General features: G+C 66.4%; 30 protein-coding genes. 11 read left to right on the top strand and 19 right to left on the bottom strand.

The annotated features are described in order from the left end of the window. Positions 1-4: 4 nt before the first annotated feature. The 7 genes from J2X67_RS17420 to J2X67_RS17390 are packed head-to-tail and all read right to left on the bottom strand — an operon-like array spanning position 5 to position 5,340. Entirely contained in the window at positions 5-610 is a 606-nt protein-coding gene (locus tag J2X67_RS17420) for a Maf family nucleotide pyrophosphatase (RefSeq protein WP_309954717.1), read from the bottom strand. Then, positions 607-1,074 (bottom strand): 23S rRNA (pseudouridine(1915)-N(3))-methyltransferase RlmH, encoded by a 468-nt coding sequence (rlmH, locus tag J2X67_RS17415; RefSeq protein ID WP_081270496.1) that lies wholly within the window; start codon positions 1,072-1,074, stop codon positions 607-609. The genes J2X67_RS17420 and rlmH overlap by 4 nt, the downstream gene beginning before the upstream one ends. Continuing rightward, complete coding sequence (rsfS, locus tag J2X67_RS17410; RefSeq protein ID WP_309954714.1) at positions 1,071-1,748, bottom strand: ribosome silencing factor; 678 nt, start codon at positions 1,746-1,748, stop codon at positions 1,071-1,073. The genes rlmH and rsfS overlap by 4 nt, the downstream gene beginning before the upstream one ends. Beyond that, positions 1,748-2,374 carry a nicotinate (nicotinamide) nucleotide adenylyltransferase gene (gene nadD / locus J2X67_RS17405; RefSeq protein WP_309954712.1) on the bottom strand — a complete coding sequence of 209 codons (627 nt, stop codon included), beginning with the start codon at positions 2,372-2,374 and terminating at the stop codon, positions 1,748-1,750. The genes rsfS and nadD overlap by 1 nt, the downstream gene beginning before the upstream one ends. Further along, positions 2,371-3,288, bottom strand: a complete 918-nt coding sequence (gene hemF / locus J2X67_RS17400) for an oxygen-dependent coproporphyrinogen oxidase (RefSeq protein WP_309954709.1) — start codon at positions 3,286-3,288, stop codon at positions 2,371-2,373. Before hemF ends, nadD begins: the two co-directional genes overlap by 4 nt. Beyond that, on the bottom strand, positions 3,288-4,586 hold the full coding sequence (gene purD, locus J2X67_RS17395) for a phosphoribosylamine--glycine ligase (RefSeq protein ID WP_309954707.1): 1,299 nt from the start codon (positions 4,584-4,586) through the stop codon (positions 3,288-3,290). Before purD ends, hemF begins: the two co-directional genes overlap by 1 nt. Before the next feature lie 28 nt (positions 4,587-4,614). Continuing rightward, complete coding sequence (locus J2X67_RS17390; protein ID WP_281151010.1) at positions 4,615-5,340, bottom strand: YebC/PmpR family DNA-binding transcriptional regulator; 726 nt, start codon at positions 5,338-5,340, stop codon at positions 4,615-4,617. 115 nt (positions 5,341-5,455) lie between these two features. On the opposite strand from J2X67_RS17390, the gene J2X67_RS17385 reads away from it, so the two are divergent. From J2X67_RS17385 to J2X67_RS17370, 4 genes are read left to right on the top strand one after another with little or no spacing between them, the layout of a single operon-like run. Further along, entirely contained in the window at positions 5,456-6,244 is a 789-nt protein-coding gene (locus tag J2X67_RS17385; protein ID WP_309954999.1) for a class I SAM-dependent methyltransferase, read from the top strand. Positions 6,245-6,246: 2 nt separating this feature from the next. After that, entirely contained in the window at positions 6,247-7,275 is a 1,029-nt protein-coding gene (locus J2X67_RS17380) for a Rid family hydrolase (RefSeq protein WP_309954704.1), read from the top strand. Then, positions 7,244-8,110, top strand: coding sequence for a lysophospholipid acyltransferase family protein (locus J2X67_RS17375; RefSeq protein ID WP_309954701.1), 867 nt, complete (start codon positions 7,244-7,246; stop codon positions 8,108-8,110). The genes J2X67_RS17380 and J2X67_RS17375 overlap by 32 nt, the downstream gene beginning before the upstream one ends. Next, complete coding sequence (locus J2X67_RS17370; RefSeq protein WP_309954699.1) at positions 8,077-8,853, top strand: glycosyltransferase family 2 protein; 777 nt, start codon at positions 8,077-8,079, stop codon at positions 8,851-8,853. Before J2X67_RS17375 ends, J2X67_RS17370 begins: the two co-directional genes overlap by 34 nt. Positions 8,854-8,884: 31 nt before the next feature. On the opposite strand, the gene fabG is transcribed toward J2X67_RS17370, so the two are convergent. The 10 genes from fabG to J2X67_RS17320 are packed head-to-tail and all read right to left on the bottom strand — an operon-like array spanning position 8,885 to position 18,385. Then, on the bottom strand, positions 8,885-9,616 hold the full coding sequence (fabG, locus tag J2X67_RS17365) for a 3-oxoacyl-ACP reductase FabG (protein WP_309954997.1): 732 nt from the start codon (positions 9,614-9,616) through the stop codon (positions 8,885-8,887). A 2-nt stretch (positions 9,617-9,618) separates the two neighbouring features. Then, positions 9,619-10,092, bottom strand: coding sequence for a hydroxymyristoyl-ACP dehydratase (locus J2X67_RS17360; RefSeq protein WP_309954697.1), 474 nt, complete (start codon positions 10,090-10,092; stop codon positions 9,619-9,621). Further along, complete coding sequence (locus J2X67_RS17355) at positions 10,089-10,862, bottom strand: class I SAM-dependent methyltransferase (RefSeq protein WP_309954695.1); 774 nt, start codon at positions 10,860-10,862, stop codon at positions 10,089-10,091. The genes J2X67_RS17360 and J2X67_RS17355 overlap by 4 nt, the downstream gene beginning before the upstream one ends. Then, entirely contained in the window at positions 10,859-11,701 is an 843-nt protein-coding gene (locus J2X67_RS17350; protein ID WP_309954693.1) for a polysaccharide deacetylase family protein, read from the bottom strand. The genes J2X67_RS17355 and J2X67_RS17350 overlap by 4 nt, the downstream gene beginning before the upstream one ends. Continuing rightward, complete coding sequence (locus J2X67_RS17345; RefSeq protein WP_309954691.1) at positions 11,701-14,097, bottom strand: transporter; 2,397 nt, start codon at positions 14,095-14,097, stop codon at positions 11,701-11,703. Before J2X67_RS17345 ends, J2X67_RS17350 begins: the two co-directional genes overlap by 1 nt. Continuing rightward, positions 14,094-14,732, bottom strand: coding sequence for a LolA-related protein (locus tag J2X67_RS17340; protein ID WP_309954689.1), 639 nt, complete (start codon positions 14,730-14,732; stop codon positions 14,094-14,096). Before J2X67_RS17340 ends, J2X67_RS17345 begins: the two co-directional genes overlap by 4 nt. Continuing rightward, the gene (locus J2X67_RS17335; RefSeq protein ID WP_309954687.1) at positions 14,704-15,702 is read right to left on the bottom strand and encodes an acyl-CoA synthetase; all 999 of its coding nucleotides are present in this window, start codon (positions 15,700-15,702) and stop codon (positions 14,704-14,706) included. Before J2X67_RS17335 ends, J2X67_RS17340 begins: the two co-directional genes overlap by 29 nt. Then, positions 15,702-17,411: an AMP-binding protein gene (locus J2X67_RS17330; protein ID WP_309954685.1), complete on the bottom strand. Its 1,710-nt coding sequence runs from the start codon at positions 17,409-17,411 to the stop codon at positions 15,702-15,704. The genes J2X67_RS17335 and J2X67_RS17330 overlap by 1 nt, the downstream gene beginning before the upstream one ends. A 14-nt stretch (positions 17,412-17,425) precedes the next feature. After that, positions 17,426-18,070 carry a hypothetical protein gene (locus J2X67_RS17325; RefSeq protein WP_281151023.1) on the bottom strand — a complete coding sequence of 215 codons (645 nt, stop codon included), beginning with the start codon at positions 18,068-18,070 and terminating at the stop codon, positions 17,426-17,428. A gap of 3 nt (positions 18,071-18,073) precedes the next feature. Continuing rightward, on the bottom strand, positions 18,074-18,385 hold the full coding sequence (locus J2X67_RS17320; protein ID WP_012747776.1) for a phosphopantetheine-binding protein: 312 nt from the start codon (positions 18,383-18,385) through the stop codon (positions 18,074-18,076). A gap of 101 nt (positions 18,386-18,486) precedes the next feature. On the opposite strand from J2X67_RS17320, the gene J2X67_RS17315 reads away from it, so the two are divergent. Beyond that, positions 18,487-19,995, top strand: coding sequence for a helicase HerA-like domain-containing protein (locus tag J2X67_RS17315; protein ID WP_309954682.1), 1,509 nt, complete (start codon positions 18,487-18,489; stop codon positions 19,993-19,995). A 13-nt stretch (positions 19,996-20,008) separates the two neighbouring features. Here J2X67_RS17315 and J2X67_RS17310 read toward each other — a convergent pair whose 3' ends face one another. Continuing rightward, on the bottom strand, positions 20,009-20,650 hold the full coding sequence (locus tag J2X67_RS17310; protein ID WP_309954680.1) for a DUF1109 domain-containing protein: 642 nt from the start codon (positions 20,648-20,650) through the stop codon (positions 20,009-20,011). Next, positions 20,647-21,228 carry a sigma-70 family RNA polymerase sigma factor gene (locus J2X67_RS17305; protein WP_354328441.1) on the bottom strand — a complete coding sequence of 194 codons (582 nt, stop codon included), beginning with the start codon at positions 21,226-21,228 and terminating at the stop codon, positions 20,647-20,649. Before J2X67_RS17305 ends, J2X67_RS17310 begins: the two co-directional genes overlap by 4 nt. Positions 21,229-21,422: 194 nt before the next feature. On the opposite strand from J2X67_RS17305, the gene J2X67_RS17300 reads away from it, so the two are divergent. The 6 genes from J2X67_RS17300 to J2X67_RS17275 all read left to right on the top strand — a co-directional run bounded on the left by J2X67_RS17300 (position 21,423) and on the right by J2X67_RS17275 (position 26,920). Then, positions 21,423-21,842 (top strand): hypothetical protein, encoded by a 420-nt coding sequence (locus J2X67_RS17300; protein WP_309954678.1) that lies wholly within the window; start codon positions 21,423-21,425, stop codon positions 21,840-21,842. Between the two features lie 14 nt (positions 21,843-21,856). Beyond that, positions 21,857-22,324: a DUF6152 family protein gene (locus tag J2X67_RS17295; protein WP_309954676.1), complete on the top strand. Its 468-nt coding sequence runs from the start codon at positions 21,857-21,859 to the stop codon at positions 22,322-22,324. Between the two features lie 93 nt (positions 22,325-22,417). After that, the gene (locus tag J2X67_RS17290; RefSeq protein WP_309954674.1) at positions 22,418-23,770 is read left to right on the top strand and encodes a GTP cyclohydrolase II; all 1,353 of its coding nucleotides are present in this window, start codon (positions 22,418-22,420) and stop codon (positions 23,768-23,770) included. Further along, positions 23,767-25,179 (top strand): URC4/urg3 family protein, encoded by a 1,413-nt coding sequence (locus tag J2X67_RS17285; protein ID WP_309954672.1) that lies wholly within the window; start codon positions 23,767-23,769, stop codon positions 25,177-25,179. The genes J2X67_RS17290 and J2X67_RS17285 overlap by 4 nt, the downstream gene beginning before the upstream one ends. A 32-nt stretch (positions 25,180-25,211) precedes the next feature. Further along, positions 25,212-25,841, top strand: coding sequence for a uracil phosphoribosyltransferase (upp, locus tag J2X67_RS17280; RefSeq protein WP_013541661.1), 630 nt, complete (start codon positions 25,212-25,214; stop codon positions 25,839-25,841). A gap of 77 nt (positions 25,842-25,918) precedes the next feature. After that, entirely contained in the window at positions 25,919-26,920 is a 1,002-nt protein-coding gene (locus J2X67_RS17275) for a BMP family protein (RefSeq protein ID WP_309954669.1), read from the top strand. The last annotated feature ends 4 nt before the right edge of the window (positions 26,921-26,924 follow it).

Below are 26,924 nucleotides of genomic sequence, written 5' to 3'. Positions count from 1 at the left end.
ATTCTCAGGTATTGAAACCGGCGCTGCGAAGGAGCTGCGCGGTCTCGAACATCGGGAGTCCCATGATGCCCGAATAGGACCCGCTGATGTGTTCGATGAACGCAGCCGCAGCCCCTTGAATTGCATAGGCGCCCGCCTTGCCCAGCGGCTCGCCGCTTGCGGCATAGCGCGCGATCTGCTCTTTGCCGATTGCCGCGAAGCGCACACGCGACACGCTGAGCGCCGCATGGCGGCGATGGCCGTGCTGAAGCGCGACAGCCGTCAGCACGCGGTGCGTTGCGCCGGAGAGCAACGCAAGCATGCGCTCGGCATCGCGCGCGTCTTCGGGCTTGCCAAGAATCGTGCGGCCCAGCGCAACCGTGGTGTCGGCGCAGAGCACCGGCGCATCGGCAAGGCCCAGGCGCTTGCGGCGCGCGACGGCCGCATCGAGCTTGAGCGCGGTGACGCGCTGCACATAGGCGGTGGGCGATTCATTGGGCAACACCGCTTCGAGCGATTCGGCGTCTTCGTCAGGGCCGGCAAGCAGCAGTTCGTGGCGAACGCCGAGTTGGCCGAGCAACTGGGCGCGGCGCGGGCTTTGCGACGCGAGATAGATGAAGTCTGGTGTCATTCCCGGTGATACGGATGGCCCGCGTTGACCGACCATGCCCGGTACAGCTGCTCCACAAGCAGCACGCGCGCCATTGCGTGCGGCAGGGTCAGGTCGGACAGGCGAATGCGTTCGTGCGCTGCGGCCTTGAAAGCGGGATCCAGCCCGTCGGGGCCGCCGATGACAAGCGCCACGTCGTCGCCCTCGCCTTGCCAGCTTTGCAGGCGCGCGGCCAGTGCCTTGGTGGTGAGCGCGGTGCCGCGCTCGTCGAGCACCACGATGCGCATGCCTCTTGCAATCGCGCCCTCGATGCGCTCGCGTTCGGCGGCGTATAGGGTTTCGAGCGACTTGGAGCCGCGGGGCTCGGTCTTGACCGCACGCAGCTCGAGCTTGAGCTCCGGCGGAAAGCGCTTGGCGTAGTCGTCCCAGGCAGTCTGCGCCCAGTCGGGCATGCGCTGCCCGACGGCGACCACCAGGAGCTTCATGCGCGGCGCGCTGGCGCCTTCTTGGCAGGCGCCTTCTTGGCCGCAGGCTTCTTGGCGGCGGGCTTGCCCACAACCTTGACCGGCACGCGCGCGGTCGCGGTCTTCTTGGCGGGAGCCTTCTTTGCCGCGGTTTTCTTGGCCGCGGTCTTCTTGGCCGTGCCCCTGCTGGCCTTCTCGGCCTTGGCCTCTTGCTCGGCCGCGCGGACCGCGGTCTTGGCCGCGCTTGCCCGGCGCAGGTTCGGCATCTTGGCGGCGACGGGCTTCTTCTCTTCGACCACCTTGGCGGTTGCAACGGCCGGCTTGGTGCCTCCGAGCTTGGCGCGCACCGGCTTGTCGCCCCAGATCTCTTCCAGGTGGTAGTACTGGCGGATGGCGGGCTGCATGATGTGCGCCACGGCGGCGCCGCAGTCGACGATGATCCACTCGCCGTTGTCTTCGCCTTCGATGCGCGGCTTGCCGAAGCCGGCTTCGCGCACCGCATCGCGGACGCTCGCGGCCAGCGCCTTGGTCTGGCGGTTCGAGGTGCCCGAGGCAACGATCACGCGCTCGAACAGCGGCGAAAGATGCTCTGTGTCGAAAACCTGGATGTCCTGCGCCTTGACGTCTTCGAGCCCATCGATGATGGCTCGCTGGAGTTTCTGGGTGTCTTTCTTGGCGGCGGCTTCAGTGGTCATCAGGCAGGGCGGTAAAGGTGGTGTTGGTCAATATAGCGTGCAACGGCGAGCGGAACCAGCGAGGAAATGTCCTCGCCGAGCGCCGCGCGCCGCCGAATGTCGGTAGCGCTGGTGTCCATGGCCGGTAATTCGAGCGCTTCGAAACGCGCGCCAGCCGGAAGGCCGGGCAGCATTTTCGGATCAAAACGAGCAGTGTTGCCCGTCGACAATGCGCGATACGCTACAGAAACAATAGCAATGCCGAGTATAGCCTGCCAGCCGTGCCATGTGGGCAGAGCGGCGGCCTGGTCGGCCCCCATGATCAAGACGAGCTGTGCGCGAGGCGCTTCTTTCTGCAGTTCATGCAGGGTGTCGAGCGTGTAGGTGGGGCCATCGCGCAACACTTCGCGGCTGTCGACCACCACCGTGCCCTTCAAACCGGAGAAAGCCAGCCGGGCCATTGCAAGGCGGTCTTGCGCCGGCGTGAGCGTACGGCTCTTGTGCCAGGCCTGCCCCGTGGGAATGACGTGCAGTTCAGCCAGGCCAAGTTGCGAAAGCGCTGCTTCGGCCAAGGCCACATGCGCGTGGTGCGGCGGATCGAATGCGCCGCCGAAAACGCCGATGCGCAGCGCGCCGGAGGGGTTCACAACCAGTCGCGCCGCACGATGAAGTCGCTGTACAGCGCGGCCTCGGGGCTGCCCGGCTCGGGCTGCTGGCGGTAGGCCCAGCTTGCAAGCGGTGGCATCGAAAGCAGGATCGACTCTGTGCGCCCGCCCGACTGCAGCCCGAAGTGCGTGCCGCGGTCCCACACCAGGTTGAACTCCACATAGCGCCCGCGCCGGTACAGCTGAAACGCCCGTTCGCGCTCACCCCACGGCGTGCCGCGGCGGCGCTCGACAATTGGGAGATAGGCCGGCAAGAAGGCGTTGCCCACCGAACGCAGCATGGCAAACGCGTTTTCGAAGCCGCCCTCGGAGAAATCGTCGAAAAAGATGCCGCCGACACCGCGCTGTTCGTTGCGGTGCTTCAGATAGAAATACTCGTCGCACCAGGTCTTGAAGCGCGGGTATTTGTCGTCGCCGAAGGCAGCGAGTGCGTCGCGGCATGCGGTGTGAAAGTGCACCGCGTCTTCTTCGAAGCCATAGCAAGGCGTCAGGTCCATGCCGCCGCCGAACCAGCACACCGGCTCCTTGCCCTCGGGCAGCGCGGCCAGCATGCGCACGTTCATGTGAACGATGGGCACGTAGGGGTTGCGCGGGTGAAACACCAGCGACACCCCCATGGCCTCGAAAGGCGCACCTGCAAGCTCAGGCCGGTTCTGCGTGGCAGAAGGCGGCAGCTTGGGGCCGCGCACTTGCGAGAAACCGCAGCCTGCGCGCTCGAACAGCTCGCCGCCTTCGAGAATGCAGGTGAGGCCGTTGCCCTGCAAGGGCTCGCCAGGTTCCTTTTGCCATGCATCGCGCGTACAGGCGCTGCCGTCCGCAGCTTCTACCGCCGCAACGATCTCCTGCTGGAGCGCTCGCAGGTAGTCGCCCACCGCTGCCGGATTGGTCTGCTGCATCAAGCCTGGGGGTGGTTGCGCGCGTGAACCGCGCGATGCCCGATGTCCTTGCGGTACTGCGCGCCATCGAAGTTGATGCGTGCGGCAACCTCATAAGCCCGCTGCTGCGCGAGCTTCACGCTGTCGGCCAGTACCGTCACGCAAAGCACGCGGCCGCCGCTGGTCTTCAATTCGCCGTCTTGCTGCGTGGTGCCGGCATGGAACACCACGGCATCGGGCGCTTCGGCCGGAATGCCCGAAATGCGGTCGCCCTTGCGCGGCGAGAGCGGATAGCCGTGCGCGGCCATCACCACGCCCAAGGCTACGCGCCGGTCCCATTGCAGCTCGACCTGGTCGAGCGTGCCGTCGGTCGCGTGCCAGAACACCTCGAACAGATCGGACTTGAGCCGCATCATGATCGGCTGCGTCTCGGGGTCGCCCATGCGGCAGTTGAACTCGAGCGTCTTCGGATGGCCCGATGGGTCGATCATGAGACCCGCGTAGAGAAAGCCGGTGTACGGAATGCCGTCTTTTTCCATGCCGCGAATCGTCGGCAGGATGATCTCGCGCATGGCACGCGCGTGCACTTCGGCCGTGACCACCGGCGCGGGCGAATAGGCACCCATGCCACCGGTGTTGGGGCCTTCGTCGTTGTCCAGCAGGCGCTTGTGGTCCTGGCTGGTGGCCAGCGCGGTCACGTTCTTGCCGTCGCACAGCACAATGAAGCTGGCTTCCTCGCCCTGCAAGAATTCTTCGATGACGACGCGCGCACCGCCGTCGTTGTGGGACACACCGAACTTGTTGTCGACCAGCATGAAGTCGACCGCCTCGTGCGCTTCTTCTGCCGTCATGGCCACCACAACGCCCTTGCCTGCCGCCAGGCCGTCGGCCTTGACGACGATGGGTGCGCCCTTGGCATCGATGTACGCATGGGCCGCGGCGGCATCGGTAAAAGCCTCGTATTCGGCCGTCGGAATCTTGTGGCGCTTCATGAACGCCTTGGAAAACGCCTTGGAGCTCTCGAGCTGCGCCGCGGCCTGCGTGGGGCCGAAGATGCGCAAGCCGTGCGCACGAAATTCATCGACCACGCCAGCGGCGAGCGGCGCCTCGGGGCCGACCACGGTGAGCGCGATCTTTTCCTTGGTGGCCCATTCGCGCAGCGCGGCGGGCTCGGTAATGTCGATGCAGTCGTAGCGCTCGTCGCTCACGGTGCCGCCATTGCCCGGCGCCACGTACACGCGGCTGACCCGATTGGCCTGCGCCAAGCGCCACGCCAAGGCGTGTTCGCGGCCCCCTCCTCCAATTACCAATACCTTCATTCGCAGGCCTTCATTCGCTGTGTGTCGTTCATTCGGAAAGCGCCGCGTTGTGATAGACCTCCTGGACGTCGTCCAGGTCTTCGAGCACATCGAGCAGCTTTTGCATCTTGGCCGCGTCTTCGCCGGTAATTTCGACCGTGTTTTCGGGCCGCATGGTGACCTCGGCCACCTCGGGCTTGAGGCCGGCGGCCTCGAGTGCATTCTTGACGGCTTCAAAATCGCCAACTGCGGTGAGCACCTCGATGGCGCCGTCGTCGTCGGTAACGACGTCTTCGGCACCGGCCTCCAGCGCAAGCTCCATCACCTTGTCTTCGTCGGTGCCGGGTGCAAAGATGATCTGCCCGCAGTGCTTGAACTGGAAGGCCACCGAACCCTCGGTGCCCATGTTGCCGCCGTGCTTGGAAAATGCATGGCGCACCTCGGCCACGGTGCGCACGCGGTTGTCGGTCATGGTGTCCACAATGATTGCGGCGCCTCCGATTCCGTACCCCTCGTAACGAATTTCTTCGTAATTCACGCCTTCGAGGTTGCCGGTGGCCTTGTCGATGTTGCGCTTGACGGTGTCGATCGGCAGGTTGACTGCCTTTGCTTTTTCGACCGCAAGCCGCAAGCGGGGATTACCACTGAGGTCGCCCCCGCCAGCACGGGCCGCCACCATGATTTCGCGAATGGCGCGGGTCCAGAGCTTTCCGCGCTTCTCGTCCTGGCGGCCCTTCCGGTGCTGAATGTTTGCCCATTTGCTATGTCCGGCCATGACTTTTCTCTCGCTATCCTGTGTTTTCAAAGCAGGCTCCGAGTTTACTGTCCGGCGCACGCAACGGCCGGGCTGCCAAGCCGGAGCGGCCATGTCTTTTGGTGATAATCCGTCGATGACGCCATCGCCTTCTGTCGCTCCCGGGAATCCGGCCATCCTTCCGCCGCACACCCCCTTGCCGCTGTACTACAAGGACGAGGCAGAGCACCAGGCGTTTCTGCGCCGCATCTTCGACAGCACCGCCGCCGACTACGACCGCATCGAAAGCGTGCTTGCCTTCGGTACCGGCCCCGCCTACCGGCGGGCCGCCCTGACGCACGCCGGGCTCGCTGCGGGCGCGCAGGTGCTCGACGTGGGCATTGGCACCGGGCTGGTCGCACGCGAGGCGCTCAAGATCATCGGCCCGACGGGCAAGCTGGTGGGCGTCGATCCCAGCGTAGGCATGATGGAGCAGATCAACCTGCCGGGCGTTGAACTGGTGCCGGGCGTGGCCGAGGCCCTGCCCCGGCCGGACGCCAGCTGCGATTTTGTGAGCATGGGCTACGCCATGCGCCACATCAGCGACGTGGCCGCCGCTTTCAGCGAGTTCCACCGCGTGCTGCGTCCCGGCGGACGCCTGGTGGTGCTCGAAATCACCAAGCCGGAAGGCCGCGTTGCAACAGCCCTGCTCAAGGGCTACATGCGCGCGGTGGTGCCGCTCATCGCCCGGGTGGTCGGCCGCCGCAGCAACACTTCGGAGCTGTGGCGCTACTACTGGGACACCATCGAAGCCTGCATTCCGCCCGAGCGCGTGCTGGAAACCTTGCGCGCCGCCGGCTTTACCGACGTGCGCCGGCACGCAAGCCTCGGCGTTTTTTCCGAATACATGGCCCGCAAGCCAGAAAACACTGTCGAGGCCGGCTGACCGTGCGAGTACAGGGCGAAATTTCTCATCTGCGCGTCGAGCGCCTTTCACTGTCCGACAGCCTTGCGCTGGCCGCCAACGGCACTGCGCCTTTTGCCGCGCTCGGCTACGGCACGCCGCACGGACTGGCGTGGATGCCTACCGTCAACGCGCGGGTGCTTTCCGGGCATGGCGCCATGGCCGACGTGTGGCACGTGAACAATGGGCACGTTCAATCGGGCACCACCGGCATTGCCCGCTGGCGCAGCAACGGCCAGTGGCTTCTGGGTGCCATCGACATCGACGAATCCGCGGAAAAACAGAACCTGGCCGAAATTGCGCACAGCGCCTATCGCGACCTGTTCAAGACACTCGACCAGGCCGCGACGCCGCACCTGCTGCGCATCTGGAACTACCTGCCGCAAATCAACGCCGACGGCGGCGGGCTGGAGCGCTACCGCCAGTTCAATCTTGGCCGCCAGGAAGCGTTTTTCGAAGCCGGCCGCGCCGCCTTCGAAGGCGCTCCGGCGGCTTGCGCGCTGGGCATTCACCAGGGCGCACTGTCCATACGGTTCCTGGCCGGACAAACGGCCCCTGTGCCGGTCGAAAACCCGCGCCAGGTCTCCGCCTACCGATATCCCGAAACCTACGGCCCGCGCTCGCCCACCTTTTCGCGCGCCGCCCTGGCCGATGTCGGCAACGGCGACGTGGCGCTTTTCATCTCTGGCACCGCGAGCATCGTGGGGCATGAAACCGTTCACCAGGGAGACGTGCTGGAACAAACGCGTGAAACATTGCGCAACCTCGAAGCGGTGATTGCAGCCGCCAACAGCCAGGTCACGGCCACGTTTTCGCTTGCCATGCTCGACTGCGTGGTCTATGTGCGCCATCCGGGCGACACCGACGCGGTGCGCAGCGTGCTCGAGAACGCCCTTGGCGCCAACGCGCCGATGATCCGCCATGCGGTCTACCTGGAGGCGGACATCTGCCGAAGCGACTTGCTGGTGGAAATCGAGGCCCATGCCGTCGCCCCGGGCCGCCTTCTGGCTTGACCCGTCGTTGCGATCCGACCAGACCGGCAAGACGTCGATGACCCGCGTGCTGCGCATTCTCACGACCATTCCGCTCGCGTTGATGCTCTACGCGCTGCTGCTTTTCCTCGGCCTGATTTCACTGGTCTGGAACTTCGTCGCGATGCTGCTTTACCCGGTAATGCCCGAGGCCCCCGCCCGCAAGCTGGGCCGTCTGACCATTGCCTTTGCATACCGCATGTTCTGGGGCCTGGCCTCGGTGACCGGAATGATGCGCATCGATGCCAGCTGCCTCGACCCGATGCGCAGCGAGCCGGGCGTGATCTTTGTTGCCAACCATCCCACGATGCTCGATGCGTTGCTGCTGGTGGCGCGGCTGCCGCGCAGCGCTTGCATCATGAAGGCCGACCTGCTGCGCAACATTTTTCTGGGCGCGGGCGCGCGGCTTGCGCGCTACATCAGCAACGAATCGGCGCGCACCATGGTGCGGCTGGCCGTGGCGGACCTGCGAAACGGCGGGCAGCTGGTCATTTTTCCGGAAGGCACGCGCACCGTGACGCCGCCGCTCAACCCGTTCGGACACGGCGTGACGCTGATCGCCAAGCTTGCGCAGGCGCCTGTCCAGACCGTGTTCATCGAAACCGACTCGCCGTACCTCAGCAAGGGATGGCCGCTGTGGCGCGTGCCGCCGCTGCCCATCGTCTTCACGCTCCGCCTGGGCCAGCGTTTTGCGCCCATGCAGGACAGCCACGTGCTGCAATCGGAGCTGGAACAATACTTTCGCCAAAACATGGAACAGCGCGCCACCGACGCGTCCCCCGAATGCCAGACGCCTCGCGCACACACCTTGTCCTGATCCCCAGCTACAACACGGGCGAGCGCCTGTTTTCGACCGTCGAAGCGGCCCGCGCGCAGTGGAACCCCGTGTGGGTCGTGGTCGACGGCAGCACCGACGGCACCGGCGAACGCCTGCAGCAGATGGCCGCCGGCGACCCGGGCCTGCGGGTCTGGCTGCTGCCGCAAAACCAGGGCAAGGGCGCGGCCGTGCTGCATGGCTTGCAGGCGGCGCGCGAGGCCGGCTTCACGCATGCGCTGACCATGGATTCCGACGGCCAGCATCCCGCCGACCTGATTCCTTCGTTCATGGCCGCTTCAGAGGCGCGACCCGAAACCATGGTGCTCGGCCGGCCGGTGTTCGACGCCTCCGCCCCGCTGCTGCGCGTGCGCGGAAGGCGCGTATCCAACGGCTGGACGCAGCTGGAAACCCTGTTTGCCGGCGTTGGCGATTCACTCTACGGATTTCGCGTGTACCCGATTGCCGACCTGATCGCCGTCATGGCGCGGCAGCCCTGGATGCGCCGCTTCGACTTCGACACCGAAGCCGTCGTGCGGCTGGCGTGGCGCGGTGTCAAGCCGGTGAACATCGATGCGCCGGTGAAGTACCTGAGCGCCGAGGAAGGCGGGGTTTCGCACTTTCGCTATGGGCGCGACAACGTGCTGCTGACGTGGATGCACACGCGTCTGATGATCGAATTCGTGTTGCGGCTGCCCGGGCTTGTTTTTCGCAAGCTTCGTGGGGCGCCGCCTTTTCAGAGATAGCGCTTCGCGGGGCGTCCGGCAGCAGAAAAACTCAGATCATTCCGCCGTTGATCGAAATCACCTGGCCCGTGATGTAGGCCGCCTCGTCGCTGGCCAGGAACGAAGCCAGCGCCGCCACTTCTTGCGGCGTTCCGGCACGCTTCATCGGGACCATCTGGTTGACCATGGCGGGGTCGAACGTAGCATCGGCCATGGGCGAGGCGATGATGCCCGGCGCAATGGCGTTGACCGTGACACCGCGCGAGGCCACTTCGAGCGACAGCGCCTTGGTCGCACTGTTGAGTGCGCCCTTGGCGGCCGCATAGTTGACCTGTCCGCGATTGCCGGTGAGTGCCGAGATGGACGAGATATTGAGCACGCGGCCCCAGCGGGTGCGCATCATCGGCAGCAACAGCGGCTGCGTCACGCGAAAAAAGCCGTTGAGCGAAATGTCAATGACCTTGTGCCACTGGTCGGCGCGCATGCCCGGCAGCACCGCGTCGGCGTGCACGCCCGCGTTGTTGACGACGATCTGAACCGGCCCATCTACGAGCATTCGTTCGCATGCCACGCGGCACGCTTCGTCGCTGCGCAGGTCGAACACGTGGCATTCGGCCTTGCCACCCGCTGCGGCAATCCTGGCCGCCAGCTGCTCTACAGCCTCGGGCCGCGAGTTCGCGTGCAGCAGCACAGTGGCGCCATCGCGCGCAAGGCGCTCGGCCATGGCGGCACCCAGCGCCCCGCTGGCACCGGTGACGAGTGCGCGTTTTCCTTCGAGGCTCATGGTCATGTGGCAGTCGCTCCGGTTGCAAGCGGCGTGTTCAGCACCACCACGGCGCGGCCTTCGGCCAGCATGAGGCCGTCGCTGTTCTTCACCGCGAATTCATAAAGAATCTGGTTGGTATCGCCCGAGAGGCGCCGCGCCTGCACCTGCAGTGCGCCGGCAACGTCGTCGAGCCGGGCGACCGCGAAGCGCACGTTGCGCGCACTCGCAAGGAATCCGGCTGAAGGCGTGCTGCCCTCGGCCGCCAACAGGCCGCCATGCAGCGCCATGGCCTGCGCGGCGTACTCGATGGCATTGGGCGCAAGCAGGCCGTCCGCCGTTCGCAGCGGGTTGTCCGGCTGCTCATGCGTGCGGGTGCTGCAATGGATTGACTCGGTGTCCCAACGCTCGAGCCGGTCGAGCAGGCACATGCTGCCGCTGTGCGGAATGCGCTGTGCAATGCCCGCGCGGTCGAGCGTTTGCGGGGCCGTTGTCACGCAGCGCGCTCCAGGTCGGCCACCAGCAGCACGTTGGCAAACGGCGTGCCTTCGCTCATTGGAATGCTCTGCACCTTGAAGCCCAGCCGCTGCAGCGCCGCGATCCAGTCGGTCAGCGGACGGCCCCACGTGGGCGACACCTTGTGACCGCGGATGCGCGTCACGGTGCGGTCGACCCACTGGCTGATGGCAAAGCCGCGCTTGCTCGATGCATCGCCCACGCGCAAGAGAAGCCGCGCGTTGGGGCTGCCGCCGCGCTGCAGCGCATCGCGCACGCGCTGCAGAACGCCGTCTTGCGCCTCGATGTTCACGTAGTGCAGCACGTCGAGAATCACGACCAGGTCGCACTCGGGCAACACCGCCGAACACATGTCGGCGCAGACCAGCTTGGGCGCGGGCTGCAAATGCCCGATGGACGCTTCGGCACGCGCCACGTCCTTGGGCATGAGTTCGATACCGGTGTAATCGGCTGCGGGCGGCGTGGGCTTCCACGACGAAGGCCAGCGGCCCTGCGCCTGCATGCGGCTCATCGATGCGAGCAGGCTGGCAAACAGCCCCTGCCCGCAGCCGATGTCGACCACGCGGCGATGCTCCGGCCCGATCAGCCCGCGTTCGAGCAGCCCGCGAAACACCGGATCGCGCCCCAGCTTGCCGCGCGCGAAGTGCCACGCAAAGCTGCCGCCCTTCTTGTAGGGAATGGTGGCGGCCTCGTGCAGTTCACGCCAGGCGCTGTCGGTCGTTACGGTTGAAGAAGGCTGCACCGCGCTCATGGCTTCAGGCCCTCGGGCAGAGTGACGGCGCTGAGGCCATCGGCGCGCAGGCGTTCGAGCAGCAAGGGCAATACCTCCAACAAAACGGGGTTTCCTTCAGGGGTGCGCGCGGCGTTGCCATCGTGCAGAAGCAGGATGTCGCGCGCCTGCAGATTGCGGGCAAGGCGCGCCATGACCTTGGCGGGATTTCCTTCGCGCGTGTCGAACCCGCGGCGCGTCCAGCTGACGAGCGAAAGGCCCAGCCGGTGCAGCACCGGCTCCAGGAACGGATTGCGCAAGCCCGCCGGCGCGCGAAAACAGGTGGGACGCTGGCCGATGGTTTCAGCCAGGATGTCTTGAGCCCGCGCTATTTCGTTGGCAAAGCCGCGAGGCCCGAGAAAAGAAAAATTGTGCCGGTGCCGCGCGGTGTGATTCTGAATGCTGTGGCCCCGCGCCACGATCTCGCGCGCAAGAGCCGGGTGCTCAAGCACGCGCTCGGCAATGCAGAAGAAAGTCGCGCGCTGGCCATAGGCATCCAGCAGGTCGAGCACGCGCGGCGTCACTTCGGGCTCGGGGCCATCGTCGATGGTGATGGCCACTTGGCGCCGTGCGCCGGCCGCCTCGGGCAAGCGCGTGACGTTCGGCCCCAGAAGACTGCTGCGTGGCGTGAGCCCCGCACCGGTTATGAGCGCATGGTTCAGCACGACCGCACCAATGGCCCAGGGCACCGCACCTGGCACCAACGCGCCCGCACCGAGGGCGGCTATATGCACCAGCGCGCTCGCGCGGATGGCCGGAGGCAAGGGCCAGGGTCCGGAAGCTGTGGCAGATGCAGAAGACATGGAGCAGGATTTTCCCATCAGCCGCGCGCGGTTGGCGGTGTTACCCGGCTCGCGAAAGCCGCCGAGAGCAGCAGTGCCAGCAAGGCACCCGGCGCGACCACGCGGCCGATCGACGAAAGCGCCGGAATATCCGAAATTGCGATCAGCCCGAAGGAGACCACCGTGGTCACATTGGCCAGCATCAGCGAGGCCAGTGTGTCTTCATCGGCTCGGCCGGAAACACGCAACTGGTCGAAAAAGAGCGCATAGTTCGAGCCAACCGCCACGATCAACAGCAGCCCCACCAGGTGCAAGATGCCCAGCGGCACCTGGAGCACAGCCATGCCGCCGAGGGTGAGCACCACCGCGACCACCAGCGGCTGGCACACCGCAAGCAGGCGCCGGCCCGAACGCAGGTAGATGCCGAGCAGCACCACGACCGCCAAGGCGCCGAGCAGCACCTGCACAAAGGCCTCATGCAGGTAGCGTTGATAGAGCCCTGCCAGCTCGCGGCCCACGTCGACCACCTGCACTTCAGGCGCACCGGCAAGCGCCGCTTCGAGCCGCCCGGCATCGAACTTCGGGCCCGGATGAAGAACCAATAGCGTCGACCAGCCGCCGCCGGGGCGCTGGTACATGAGTGTGTTGACGACCGAACCGAGCGGGCCGTCCTTCAGGTCGGCTCGCCGCACGGGCGCCAGCTTGCGCGCAGCTTCGACTTCGGCCAGGAAGGGGCCCAGGCGCGTGGCGGGCAACGGCGACCCCTGCGTGGCCTCGGCAAGGCGGGTTCGCAGCGTTTCGCCATCGGGCAAACTAGCCAGGCGCGCCGCCTGGGTTGCCGCGCTCGGGAGCACGCGCGTTACTGTTTCGAAGCCGCCGAGCTCGCCCTTGTCGACCAGTGCCTCGAGCCGTGCCGCGGCAGTCTCGGTGTTGCGCAGCGCGGTTTCTTCGTCTGCACCGTAGACCACCACCAGCGTGCTGCCGTCGCCGGTGCCGATATCGGCGCGCAGCATTTCGTCGAGCTGCTGGGCCGACTTTGGCACCGGGCTCATCGCGCCCAGATCGGCGCGCCACAGATCGCCGCCCTGCCACACAACCAGCGCCAGTGCGGCAACGCCCAGGCCGGCCAGCACCCAGCGAAGGCGCGGCAGGCCGCGAACCAGCAGGCCGGCTCCGCGCGCCATGTATTTGCGCATGCCCATGCCGGTGGCGCCGTCCGGCGCGAGCATTGGCAAGACGTAGCGCGTGGCAAGTGCAGCGGCCACGAGCCCCGCAATGGAGAAAACGCCGAGCTGCGCGAGACCTGGAAAGCCGGAAAACACCAGCGCCGCAAAGCCGCACACCGATGTGAGCAGCCCGAGCCGCACCGTGGGCCAATGCACATCGCGCCACCTCGCCCAACCAGTGCCCGCAACGGCGGCGCCGCGCGCCTGGATGAGGTAATAAATGGCGTAGTCGACCGTCTCTCCGATCAGCGTGCTGCCAAAGCCCAGCGTCATGCCGTGCACGGAGCCAAACACCACGCTCACCGCGGCGGTACCGATGACCACGCCCGTGGCCACGGGCAAGAATGCGATGACCAGCGCACGCGGCGACGCGAACGCCAGCAGCAGCAACCCGCCCATCACGATGCCGCCCACGATGGCGAGATGGGTCGCTTCGGTCTTGATCTTGTCGCGGCTCAGCACCGAAAACACCGGCGGGCCGCTGAGCAGCAGCTTGGGCTTGGCCTCGCCCATGTCGCGCGTTGCGGCGTCGAAGGCCGCATGCACGCGTGCAATGGCAACAGCCTGGGCATCGAGATCGCTGCCCGCTGCCCGCGTGGTGGCAATCATGAGCGCACGCGGCGCCGAGCGAGACATCCACACGCCGTCCTCGCTGCGCGGTGCGCTGGCCGGGGCCAGGTCGACTGCAATGCGCTGCGTTTCTCCGGTCGGATCGCGGTCGAGCAAGGGCTTGATCACGTTGCCCGCGGGCGTACCCAGCATCGACAGCGTTTCGTTGATTGCGTCGCGCAACCCATCGACGGTGAACTGCTCGGGTTTGACGCCCGGCGAAAGCTGATAGCGGTGCTCGAACACCCAGGTGCCGGCTTCGGACCAGTCGCCCGTGTCGCCGTTCTGGATCAGGTCGAACAGCCGGCTTTCGCGCATGGCCTTGGCCACTGCGCGCGACACCGCTGCGCGCTGCTCCACGCTCGCGCCGCCTTCGATACCGAGCAGTAACGTGCGCGAAGCCACGCCGCTTTGCAGTTGCTCGATGAGCACCTGCTGCCGCACGTCAGGGCTCTTGGGCAGAAAAGCCGAGAGATCCGCGCTGAAATGCGTTCGCGCGATCTGCAATGCGCCTGCCAGCAGGACGAGCGCCCACACCAGCAGCACCAGCGCGCGGCGCTGCCAGCTCGGCGGGCCGCCCGCGGTGTCGCGATCGATCACGGCGTGGTGCGCCCCGCAGCACCAGCCGGCGCAGCGGGAGCGGCCCCAGCCCGCTCGGGCGTGATGCTCATTACCGAGCGGTCGCCGCCGACGAATTCCATTTCAAGGCCCAGCACTTCGCTGGCGCGGCCGGAGATGCGAATGCTGCGCATCTGCGCCGCAAGGCGGCTGTCGATCGGCGTGAGGTCGAGCGTCCAGCTGCCGGCCGAACCGCTTACGGCGCTGCGGAAATAGCGCTGCAGCGTGGTGCCGTCGCCGGTGAGCGTGCCCCGCATGGCTTCGACCAGGCCGAGCAGCTCGGGCATGCTGTCGAGCGTGAGGGTGCGGTTGCGGCCGCCACGCGACAGCGTGAGCGTGTTGCCTTCGACCGCCATGGTTTCGACACGCGGCGACAGGGTGCGCCGCACCAGCTTGTCGGGGGCCTCGAAGCTCAGCGTGCCCCGGGCATCGAGCGGGCCTTCAAGCCCATGGACGAAGCGCTGTTCGGTGAAACGCGCTTCGCCGCTTTTCTGCTTGGCAAGAAGACCCATCAGCTCGGACAGGTCGAAAGCCCACGCCGGAGCGGCACAGCAGGCCAATGCCAGCAGCAGGCTACGGCAAAGCCAGTCAAACCGAATCTTCGAGCCAGAAATCATGAAAATTGAACCAGTTGTAGGGGTGGGCGCGGCACAGCGCTTCCAGGTGCACCACGTAGGCTTCGACCGCTGCGCGGATGCGGCGTTCCCGCTCGGCGGGGTCGGAGGCCCGTTCGCTGAAGTCCGCCAGCAGGTCGAACTGAACATCGTAGCGCGCGCCGCCGCCGTAGAGGCCGGCCATGAAGAACACCTTGCGCCGCAGCAGCGCCGCAAGACGGAACGGGCCGTCGTTGAAGCTGGCGGGCTGGCCCAGAAAAGGCAGCACGATGTTGTTGCCGCGCTGCTGCGCGGGTTGGTCTTCGCTGCCCGGCAGCGTGCGGTCGGCCAGCATGCCGCCCAAGCCGCCGTTGTCCAGCCAGTCGCGCAGGTCGAGCATCGAGTGCGGGCGGCCCAGTGCGATGACGTGGGGCCGTGCTTCCGGCAGGCTGATGGCATTGAGAATGGCCGTGATGCGCTGCGCGTTGTCGGGGTACATCAGCATCGCGAGCCGCAGCGCCTGCTTGTGCTGGCTTTGGTGCTTGCAGGCGCCCAGCGCCTCGAAACTGCCGACATGCGCCCCCAGCAGGAAGGCGCCCCGCCCTTTCAGGGCCTCGGCCTCCAGCGGAAGGTTGCCACTGACCTTTACGTCGAACAGATCCATGCGCCCGCGCAGAAAGTACACGCGGTCGAGCACCGTCGAGGCAAAGGCGTGCAGCAGGCGATAGCCGTCGATCCATCCGGCACGCGGGCCGATGGCCCTGAACAGGTAGCGCTTGATGTGGCGGCGCGGCGTGGGCGCGAACAACAGAAAGTACAGGCTGATGGGCGGCAGCAGCAGCCGCGTGATGTGCCGCCCGAAAACCAGCGCCATCATGCAGATGAAGCGCAGCGCAAGCATGTTGCTGCGCTCGGGCGCGCGCGCCCAGTCGCCACGCTGCCCTGTCTGCGCCACCTCTTTCACGGCGCGCGTCTCGGCTTGGGTGTGCTTCATCACGCGGAGTCTTGGGCCGCGGTCCAGCGGCCGGTGACAGCCACCACGCCGTCGCAGCGCACGTCAAAACGCACGCCCCGCGCGGCCCCGGCTTCGGGTTGCAAGTCGATGGAGAGCATGCTCCCTGGCCGTACGGGCGCAAGAAACTTGGCCGCTGCGAGCGTGGGATGGGTGCCCAGGCGGGCAACCAGCGCCGGCACCCGCTGCACGGCCTGCATTACCTCGGCCAATATCAGTGCCCCGGGCAGCAGCGGCTGGCCGGGAAAGTGGCCCGCAAACGCCGGATGATCGACCGGCACCGCGTGGGCAATCTGCACCGGCGTGTCGTCTCCCGCCAGTTGCGCAAGCGCAAATTCGCGCAGCGCCCGCACTGTGAGCTTGCCGGTGCCTTCGCGTGGAAAAGACTTGACCTGCACCACACGGCGCGGAACGAACACCGGCTCGAGCCGCTGCCGCAGCGCGGCAATGATTTCGCCAGCCGATAGCGTGGGGGCCACCACAAAAGCCACCGGGCGTACCACGCCGTCGGCCACTTCGTCAGGCAGCCAGAACGCGCCGTCTTCAACGCCGGCAATGCTGTTGAGGTGATAGTTGAGGTGCGCGAGTGAACTGCGCCGGCCGGCCACGTGAATCAGGTCGTTGGCCCGGCCGAAGAGCCTGAAGCGGCGTGCGTCAAGCAGCTCGAGCACGTCGGCCATGGGGGTGGGCTCGGGCAAAAAGTCGCCGCTGAAGATAAAGCGCTCGGGGCCATCGCCCTCGCCCGGTTCGGCATGCACGCGAATGTTGCCGAAGTTCTCCCACACCTCGCTTTGCGTGGTGCGGCGGGTGGCGACCTGGCCGGACTCTGTGCTGCCGTAGATTTCAATAAGCACGCCGCCTAAAGCCTGCTCGGCCTGCGCTGCCAGTTGCGGCGAGAGAGGCGCGGTAGCCGAAAGAATCAGGTCGACGGGTGGCAGTTCGATGCCCGAGAGCAGCAGGGTCTTCAGATGAAAAGGCGTGGTGACCAGCGCACGCGGGCGCGGCACCGAGGCAAGCGCTTTGACTACATCGGCCGGAAAGAACGGCCGCCCGCTGTCGAATGCAGCGCCGCCGAGCATTGCCAGCAACACCGATGATTCGAGCCCGTAGCTGTGCTGCACCGGCACGGTCGCGACCAGCGTCAGGCCCGCAAGCGACGGCCGGCCAAGCAGGCTGGAGAGCCGCTCTACCGCCACGGCCACATCGCCAACCAGCGTTTCCCACCGCTTGGCGTGCGGCTGGGGCACACCGGTCGAGCCCGACGTCAGCAGGCTCACCGCATGCATGCCGCCGTCGACAGCCGGCACATCGAGGCCAGCGCCGCCTTCGGGGCTGGAGCGGTCCTCGATGAGCACGCGCGGTATGCCGGGCGTGGCCAGGCCGGCGTCATCGGTCAGCGCAAAAAGATTCGGCCCGCCGGATTCGACCAGGCGCGCGAGCGTGTCGGGCCGCGCGTCGGGCGGCAGCAGGCTTGCATGGCCTCGCACCAGCGCGGCGGCCAGGCTGACGGCAAAGGCGTAGCGATCGACACACAGGTTGACGGCCTTGCCCTGTGCGGGGAGCAGCGGCGCGAACCGGGCCACGTCGGCCAGGAACTGGCGCGTGCTTACCGGCACGCCAGCGCGCCAGGCCAGCGGCGCGTCGAGGTCGCGGTTGGCAATGAGCGGCAGCAGGCGGGTTTCGGCGGTCACGCGGGTGCCCTGCTTTACCGGCTGCCGGTGCCGTTGTCGATGGTCGATGTTCCCTGGAAGGCGCGCACCGCATCGATGAGCCGCGTGCGCTCGAACTCCGGGTGCAGACGGTAGCGCACCAGGTGCTCGCCCACGAAAAGAAGAGTTACCGAAAGCGGCGTCAGCACATTGGCCAGCAGCGACCACGCCGAGAAAGGCAAGGTCAGGTACACCACGATGGACGACGCCACCACGAGCGCGAAATACGCGGTCCAGATGCGGGTTAGCTGCGTGGTGTAGGCCAGCATGTGGCCCTTGAGAGGATGCACGCGCTGCGCGAACTGGGTGATCAGCGGCAGGCCGGGCCCGCGCAGCGAGGCGCCGAACCAGCCGCACAGGAGGCCGTTGATGGCCACATGCTGGAATACATAGAGCCGGTTGGTGTCGCCCGCCTCACCCAGGAACACGAGCGCAAAGCCCGCAATGCCGAGCAGCATGGCGGCAACGAAGCCCCAACGGCCGAGCTTGCTGGCGGCAAAACCCATGGCCGCCAGCCAGAGCGGGCCGAGCAAGACCACCACCGCCCACGGTTCGGTGGGGTGGAACAGCATCATCCAGTGAGAGAGGCCGGCATAGGCCACCCCCACCAGCAGCAGGAGCGCCAGTCGCCATCGAGACATGGATCAGGAGGCGCTGCGATGCTGGGCGACGTGGGTCGCGAGCGTGCGCAGCGACTGGAAGATCTGCTGGTTGCGCTCGTCGTCCGAACGCAGCTGAAAGCCGTAGCGCCGGGACACTTCGAGTGCAACCTCGAGGATGTCGATGGAATCGAGGCCCAGGCCTTCGCCGTAGAGCGGATCGGTCGGCACGATGTCTTCGGGGGCGACTTCGAGATTGAGCGCGTTCACCAGCAAGACAGCCAACTCTTTTTCAATCGGCGACTGTTCAGGTGAATCGCCAGCGGCGGGAATGGGGGGCTGAGCAGTCGATGACAAAAAAACCTCCTGAAACTTTTTCCGTAACTACCTCGGGGGCCGTGGATTATAGGAGCGCCGCTTGATTAGACTGCCCGCTTCGATACGACCCGGAGCCCTCAATGGCCGACCCTCTCCTGATAGCACGCCACGACGCCACCGAGTGCGCCCTGCTGCCCAGCCTAGCCAACCGCCACGGGCTGATTACCGGCGCCACCGGCACCGGCAAGACAGTCACCCTGCAGACCATTGCCGAAAAGCTCTCGAGCATCGGCGTTCCGGTGTTCATGGCCGACGTCAAGGGCGACCTCACCGGCATGAGCCAGAAAGGCAGCATCGGCGAAAAGATGGCGGCCACGCTGAAGGAACGCGGCATCGACCTGCCCGAACCGGCCGCTTGCCCTGTGACTTTGTGGGACGTGTTCGGCGAACAGGGCCACCCAGTGCGCGCCACTGTTTCGGACATGGGCCCGCTGCTGTTGGGCCGCATGCTGGACGTGAACGAAACCCAGGCCGGCGTGCTGAACCTGGTGTTCAAGATTGCCGACGACAACGGCCTGCTGCTGCTCGACCTGAAGGACCTGCGCGCCATGCTGCAGTACGTGGGCGAGAACGGGAGCCAGTTCACCACCGAATACGGCAACATCAGCGCGGCCAGCGTGGGTGCCATCCAGCGCGGCCTGCTGCAGATCGAAACCCAGGGCGGCGACAAGTTCTTCGGCGAGCCGATGCTCAACATTGCCGACTTCATGCAAACGGTGGGCGGCAAGGGTGTGGTCAACATCCTGGCCGCGGACAAGCTCATGAACTCGCCGCGGCTGTACGCCACGTTCCTGCTCTGGATGCTGTCTGAATTGTTCGAGCAACTGCCCGAAATCGGCGACCCCGACCAACCCAAGCTGGCGTTCTTCTTCGACGAGGCCCACCTGCTGTTCAACGAAGCGCCCAAGGCACTCATCGAGCGCATCGAACTCGTGGTGCGGCTGGTGCGCTCCAAGGGCGTGGGCGTCTATTTCGTGACGCAGAACCCGCTCGACATTCCCGATTCGGTGCTGGCCCAGTTGGGCAACCGCGTCCAGCATGCGCTGCGCGCCTTCACCCCGCGCGACCAGAAGGCCGTAAAGGCCACGGCCACCACGATGCGCCAGAAGCCGGGCCTGGACATCGAAACCGCCATCACGGAGCTTGCCGTGGGCGAGGCGCTGGTGAGTTTTCTCGACGCCAAGGGGCGCCCGAGCGTGACGGAGCGCGTGTTCGTGGTGCCGCCCGGCAGCCAGATCGGCCCCATCACGCCCGCGCAGCGCCAGGCCGTGATCGCCAATTCGCTCGTCGCGGGCGTGTACGAGAAAACGGTGGACCGCGAATCGGCCTACGAAAAACTCAAGGGCCGCGCCGAGACCGCGCCCGACGCGCCGGCGGCCAAGCCGGGCGCCAAGGGCGCGGCCGAATCGCCTGAAGGCAGCAGCATGCTGAACGACCTGCTCTTTGGCAGCACGGGGCCGCGTGGCGGCAAGCGCGACGGCCTGGTGCAGACCATGGCCAAGTCGGCCGTGCGCACCATGGGCACGTCGGTCGGCAAGGAAATCCTGCGCGGCGTGCTGGGCAGCATCTTCGGCGCCAAGAAGCGCTGAGGCCGGGCCGGGCTTACCAGCGCAAGAGGCGCGGCCCGAGCAAGGCGCCCAGCACCACGGGCACCGCAATGCCGCTGACGTACCAGACCGCCAGGAACGATGCGGTCAGTTCCATGCAATGCAGCGCATACACGGCGGCGCCTACGCCACCGGCCAGCCCGCCCGCGGCCGCACCTGCCAGCGCAGGGCGCGTGGGCGCCAAGCCTTTGAGCACCAGCAGCGCCGCAGCAAAAACCGGCAGCGCCATCAGCCCGATGCTGATCGCGCAAATACGCCACGACTCACCCATGAGGAGTGGCATGCGCGCTCCGGCCGGCGCGTTGAACCACGACATGGCGCCGAGCACCCACACCACGAGCACCGGAACGGCAATGCCGATCCAGGCACGCTGCACCGGAACACCGGGTCGCGCAAGGCGCTGCAGCATCACGAAGGCCGCCGCCGCAATGCACAGCGGAAACAGCACCTTCACCCAGAACATCGGCCAGAACATGGCCTGCACCAGATCGCGGCGAACGCCGTATTCGGCCAACAGGATGGCGAACGAAAGCGGTGCGCCCACCAGCAGGGCAAGTGCCAGCCGCCGGCCCGCGGCGCGGCGCGGCACATGCGCTGGACCGGTGGCCAGCATGGCCACGAGATCGTCTGTTTTCATGGCGTATTGCTCCTGAGCCGGGCCGCAAGCGCCTTGAGGCCGCGATGAATGCCGACCTTCACGGCGGATTCGGACATGCCGGTGAGGCTGGCCGTCTCGGCCACCGAGAGGCCTTCGAGCTTCACGTGCACGATGGGCAGGCGCTGGCGCTCCGGCAGGGTCTGCAAGAGGCCGGCGATGTCGCGGCGCGCATCGCTGGCGTCGGTGGCCGATTCGGCGAACACGGCAAGCTCGTCGTCCAGCGGGTCATGCAGGGCCTCGCGTACCGACTTGGCACGCAGCAGGTCGATCATCTTGTAGCGCGCAATCGCATGCACCCAGGCCGTCAGCGGCTGGTCGCTCTGGTAGGTATGGCGCTGGTTGTGCATGGCGAGCAGGCATTCCTGGACAAGGTCTTCCACTTCGTCGGGCCAGCCGAAAAGGCGCTTGCCCAGAAAGGCGCGCAAGTGCGCGCTGAGTTTCTGCAGGAACTCGCGATAAGCCCCCGCGTCGCCGGCAAGGCCGCGCAGGAACAGGCCCCGCAGCGCCGCTTCGGCGTCGCTCAATCGCGCCCTGCTGTCCATAGTGTTTCGTGCCATCGGACCGGCTGGTTACAGCCCTTTCAAGAAAAAGGTTCCGGCGGATTGTGCCGCCATGGCGCGGCACCACGCCGCGTGCTCGGCTAAGCTCGCCCGAACCCATGGAAGGAGCGCCCGTGCCACCAGTTGCCGACTGTCCTGTGGATTGCCTTTCGCCTCTCGAGCGGGCTCCGGCCCGGACCTGAGGCCCGCCGATGCTGGCCGGCCTTGCTTCGCACCCCTGGGCCTATCCGGCGCTGGAGGTGGTGCATATCGTGGGCATTGCCATGCTGTTCGGCGGCTTGCTCGTCTTCGAGTTGCGCGTGCTCGGCGTGGGCAAGGAACTGTCGCAAAGCCAGCTGGCCCGGCTCACGCTGCTGCCTGCGCTGGCGGGATTCGGCCTGTGCGCCGCCACCGGCCTCACGATGTTCGCGAGCCAGCCCGGCGAGCTGCTCTCCAACTCGGCATTCCGCGTCAAGCTGCTGCTGATTTGCCTGGCCGGCGCCAACGCCGCCTGGTTCCACGCGCGTGGCGGCCTTGCCGCGAGCGGCGCCATACCCAAGCTGCAATGCCTGCTGTCGTTGGGGTTTTGGCTCGCTGTCATCATCTGCGGGCGATGGATCGCTTACATCTGAACAAGGAGTCCGAGATGATGCACAGGCGCATGTTCGTTGCCGGTTCACTGGGCCTGACCTTTCCTGCGTGGGCTCACCACGGCTGGAGCAGTTTCGATCAGGACCGCCCGCTGTACCTGGAGGGGCGTGCGACCAAGGTCATGTGGCGCAACCCGCACGGCGAGCTGGAACTGGAGCTGCCCGAGAACCCCTCCTTGCCAGCGGACCTGAAGCAGCGCCCGTTGCCCAGGCAGAGCACGGCGGTCGACGGCCCCGGGCTGCTGGCCAAGGCCCAGCTGCCGACCCGGCGCGACCGCAAGTGGCTCGTCGAACTGGCGCCTCTCACGCGGCTGCAGGCCTGGGGGGTCGAAGAGATCAAGCCCGGAACGCCGGTGGCGGTGCTGGGCTTCACCTACACGGGCGAAAAAGGGGATGCGGTGCTGCGCGCCGAATACCTGTTCGTCGGCGGCAAGGCCTATGGACTGCGCTCCTCGCCGGCCTGAAGCAAGCCGCGCCAGAAAGTGCAATAGCCATGACCCCGCCCTGCTTGCCAGCGGCGCGGCTCATCGGTACATTGCATTTTTTGAGGGCCTCCAATGTCCGCAGATAGCACAGCGATCCGTACCTCCATCCCGGCGCCTCCCGCGACCCCTGGCATCCCCGCGGATCCGGCGATCTCCGTCTCTCCCCTTCCCGCGCTCCACCCCTCATCGTCGACCGGGCACATCCGGCTGACCTCCCATGCCGGCGGCTTCGGCGCGCTGCCCATCCGATGGGGTGCGGCCACCGCCACAGAGCGCGGCCCGGTGGTCGGCACTACCACCAAGCGGGCGCACCGCAATGTCATCGGCACGCACAGCGGCTCTTACAGCGTCTACCGTGCGCTCGCCGTTGCGGCCGGAGCCCTCAAGCGCGAGCACAAGGCCGACCTCACCAACACCGCTCCCACCGACGTCATCGGCCCGTACCCCCAATGGACCGAGCCGGGGCGCATTGTTTCGCTCGACCCGTGGGGCGCGCTGGTGGCCGATGTGTTTTCAACGGAACTTGCGGCTGGCTACGACATTCGCCCGACCATTGCCATTACCAAGGCGCATGTCATCCTGCCCGAGGTGATCGAGGCGCTGCAGAGCGGCCGGCTCAAGGCCGACGGCCACTTTCTTACGGCTGGCGGCGCAGCAATGGTGACCAAGGCCGCTATCGAACCCGTGTGGTACCTGCCTGAAGTGGCGCGGCGCTTCGGCTGCTCCGAAACCGACCTGCGCCGCACACTGTTCGAGGAAACCGGCGGCATGTACCCCGAGCTTGTCACGCGCTCCGACCTCGAAGTGTTCCTGCCCCCCATCGGCGGGCAAACGCTCTATATCTTCGGCAACCCGCGCGACCTGGCCAACCCGGATGTGGAGCTCACCGCGCGCATCCACGACGAGTGCAACGGCTCCGACGTGTTCGGCTCGGACATCTGCACCTGCCGCCCGTACCTCACGCACGCCATTGAAGAGTGCATCCAGGGCGCTCAGCGCGGCGGCGTGGGCCTCATTGCCTATTCGCGCAAGGAGGGCCGCGCGCTCGGCGAGGTAACCAAGTTCCTGGTCTACAACGCGCGCAAGCGCCAGGTGGGCGGCGACACCGCCGACCAGTATTTTGCGCGTACCGAATGCGTGGCCGGGGTGCAGGACATGCGCTTTCAAGAGCTCATGCCCGACGTCTTCCACTGGCTCGGCATCAAGAAAATTCATCGGCTCGTGTCGATGAGCAACATGAAGTTCGACGCCATCACCGGCTCGGGAATCGAGATCGGCGAGCGCGTGAACATTCCGGACGAACTGATTCCGGCCGACGCCCGGGTCGAGATGGACGCGAAGATGGCCGCCGGCTATTTCACGCCCGGCCCGGTGCCAACCGCCGAAGAACTCAAGAAGGCCAAAGGCCGGGGATTGAGCGAATGAGCGACAACAAGGAACACAGCAACAACTACCTGCCCGCCGACGGTTCGGGCAACCTGCCGGACGGCAGCGCAGGCGACATCGATCCGGCGACGGAATTCGCGCCCGACACCAGCCGCCCCGCGGGTGCCGCCACCCTCTTGCGCACCACCGGTGCCATTCGCGAGCGCGCGGCCGCCCTGCTCGCTCGCGCGCGCAACGGCGAATCGCGCTGGTTTCGCATCGGCGGCGACGATGCCATAGACGACGCAGCCCGCGCCGTGGCCGAAGTCACGCGCGAGCGCTACCCGTGGGACACCATTCCGTATCACAGCCGCTGGCGCCACTTCGAGGCGGGCGGCGTCGACCGGCTGAAGCAGCTCGATGCTCTGCTCGGCGCCAACATCGACGCCCGGCAGCGTGCCCGTGCACACATCGACCTGGTGCTGGTGAGCGTGCTGCTCGACGCCGGCGCCGGCCCCGATTGGCACTACACCGAGCCGGCCACAGGCCAGCGCTTCACCCGGTCCGAAGGCTTGGGCGTGGCAAGCTTTCACGCTTTCACGAGCGGGCTCTTTTCGTCCGACCCCGACCATCCGCTGCAAGCCGATGCGGCCGGATTGCGCGGCCTGGTTACCGACCGGCTCGGCGACGCTTTTCAGGTGAGCGACGTCAATCCGCTGGTGGGCCTTGCGGGCCGTACTGTGCTGCTGCGCCGTCTTGGCGAGGCAATGAGCGAACAACCCGAAACCTTTGGCGACGACGGCCGGCCGGCCGGTATGTTCGACGCGCTGGTTGCCCCTTTTGGCGCCGCGGCACCGCCCACCGCCGAAATTACCGCGCACCAGATCCTCTCGTTGCTGCTCGAAACGCTCTCGCGCATCTGGCCCTCGGCCAACTCCATCGACAGCATTGCAGTCGACGGCAGCGACACCACGGGCGGCATCGGTTCGAGCGACCCCGCCCTTGCGCTTGGAGACTGCTGGCGCCATAGCGCAGTGCGCGGGCCCGGCCTTACCAACGGATGGATGCCGTTCCACAAGCTTTCGCAATGGCTGACCTATTCGCTGCTCGAACCCTTCGAGTGGGCCGGTGTGAAGGTGCGCCAACTCGACGCGCTCACGGCGCTGCCCGAATACCGCAACGGCGGCCTCCTGATCGACAGCGGCGTGATCGTGCCGAAAGACCAGGGCGCGCTTTCGCATGTGTGGAAGGCTGGCGACGAATTCATCGTCGAATGGCGCGCGCTCACGGTGGCGCTACTCGACGAACTGGCCCCTCGCGTGCGCAAGATGCTCGACCGCACCGAGGAAGAACTGCCGCTGGCCTGCGTGCTCGAGGGCGGCACCTGGGCGGCCGGTCGCGTGCTGGCACAACGCTTGCGTGACGGAGCGCCACCGCTCCTGATCGAGAGCGACGGCACCGTCTTTTAGACTTGCGGGTCCAGCAACGGCAGAACAATCAAATGAGCAACGTCCATCTCGTCGACCACCCCCTCGTCCAGCACAAGCTCACGCTGATGCGCCGCAAGGACGCTTCCACCAACAGCTTTCGGCGGCTCCTGAACGAAATCAGCATGCTCATGGCCTACGAGGTCACGCGCGACATGCCGATGCAGGACATCGAAGTGGAAACGCCGCTCGAGACCATGCAGGCCAAGGTCATCGACGGCAAGAAACTGGTGCTGGTGTCCATCCTGCGTGCGGGCACCGGCATTCTGGACGGCATGCTCACCGTGGTTCCGGGCGCGCGCGTCGGCCACATCGGCCTGTACCGCGACCCCAAGACGCTCACGGCCGTGGAGTACTACTTCAAGATGCCCGGCGAAATGGAGAACCGCGACGTGATCGTCGTCGACCCGATGCTGGCCACAGGCAACTCGGCCGTGGCCGCGGTCGAGCGCCTGAAAGAGCTCAACCCCAAGTCGATCAAGTTCGTCTGCCTGCTCACCTGCCCCGAAGGCGTCGCGACCATGCAGAAGGCCCACCCCGACGTGCCGATCTACACCGCCGCAATCGACCGCGAGCTGAACAGCCACGGCTACATCCTGCCGGGCTTGGGCGACGCGGGCGACCGCATCTTCGGCACCAAGTAAAGCCGACGCCCCCCAGGCGGCGGCTGCCGCGGTTCCGTCGGCCACAAGAAGATTTTCATACCTCGAGGAGAAGCATCGTGACAGCACGCCGTCAGTTGATCATTCGTTCTGCCGCAATTGCCGCGGCCCTTGCGGTGGGCGCGCCCGGCCTTGCGCTGGCGCAGGCCAAGCTGAAGGTGGCGGCGGTGTACACCGTGCCGTTCGAGCAGCAATGGGTGGGCCGAATCCACAAGGCGCTCAAGGCCGCCGAAGCACGCGGCGAAATTGAATACAAGGCGACCGAGAACGTCAGCAACGCCGACTACGAACGCGTGATGCGCGAGTACGCCACGGGCGGCAACCAGCTGATCCTGGGCGAAGTGTTCGGCGTGGAAGCGGCGGCGCGCAAGGTGGCCAAGGACTTTCCCAAGGTCGCCTTCCTGATGGGCTCGTCGCTCAAACCGCAGGCACCCAACTTCAGCGTGTTCGACAACTACATCCAGGAGCCGGCGTACCTGAGCGGCATGGTGGCCGGCGGCATGACCAAGAGCAACCGCATCGGCATGGTCGGCGGCTTTCCGATTCCTGAAGTGAACCGGCTCATGAATGCGTTCATGGCCGGCGCGAAGGAAACCAACCCCAAGGTCGAATTCAGCGTCAGCTTCATCAACAGCTGGTTCGATCCGCCAAAGGCCAAGGAGGCCGCTTTCGCGATGATCGACAAGGGCGCGGACGTGATGTATGCCGAGCGCTTCGGCGTCTCGGACGCGGCCAAGGAAAAAGGCAAGCTCGCCATCGGCAACGTGATCGACACGCAGGCGCAATACCCCGACACGGTGGTTGCCTCGGCCCTGTGGAACTTCGAGCCCTCTGCCGACCGCGCGATCAAGCTGGTGAAGGAAGGCAAGTTCACCGCCGAAGACTACGGCCCCTATTCGATGATGAAGCACAAGGGCTCCGAGCTCGCGCCGCTCGGCACGTTCGAGAAGAAGGTGCCGGCTGAAATCGTCGCCAAGGTCAAGACCAGGCAGGCTGACATCCTGGCCGGCAAGTTCACCGTGAAGGTCGACGACTCCCAGCCCAAATCGACCGCCAAGTGAAGGG

The organism is Variovorax sp. 3319, assembly GCF_031456585.1.
GTDB classification, from domain to species: Bacteria; Pseudomonadota; Gammaproteobacteria; order Burkholderiales; family Burkholderiaceae_C; genus Variovorax; species Variovorax paradoxus_P.
Note: the sequence above shows the minus strand (reverse complement) of the source record. Positions and strands in the feature narration are given on the sequence as shown.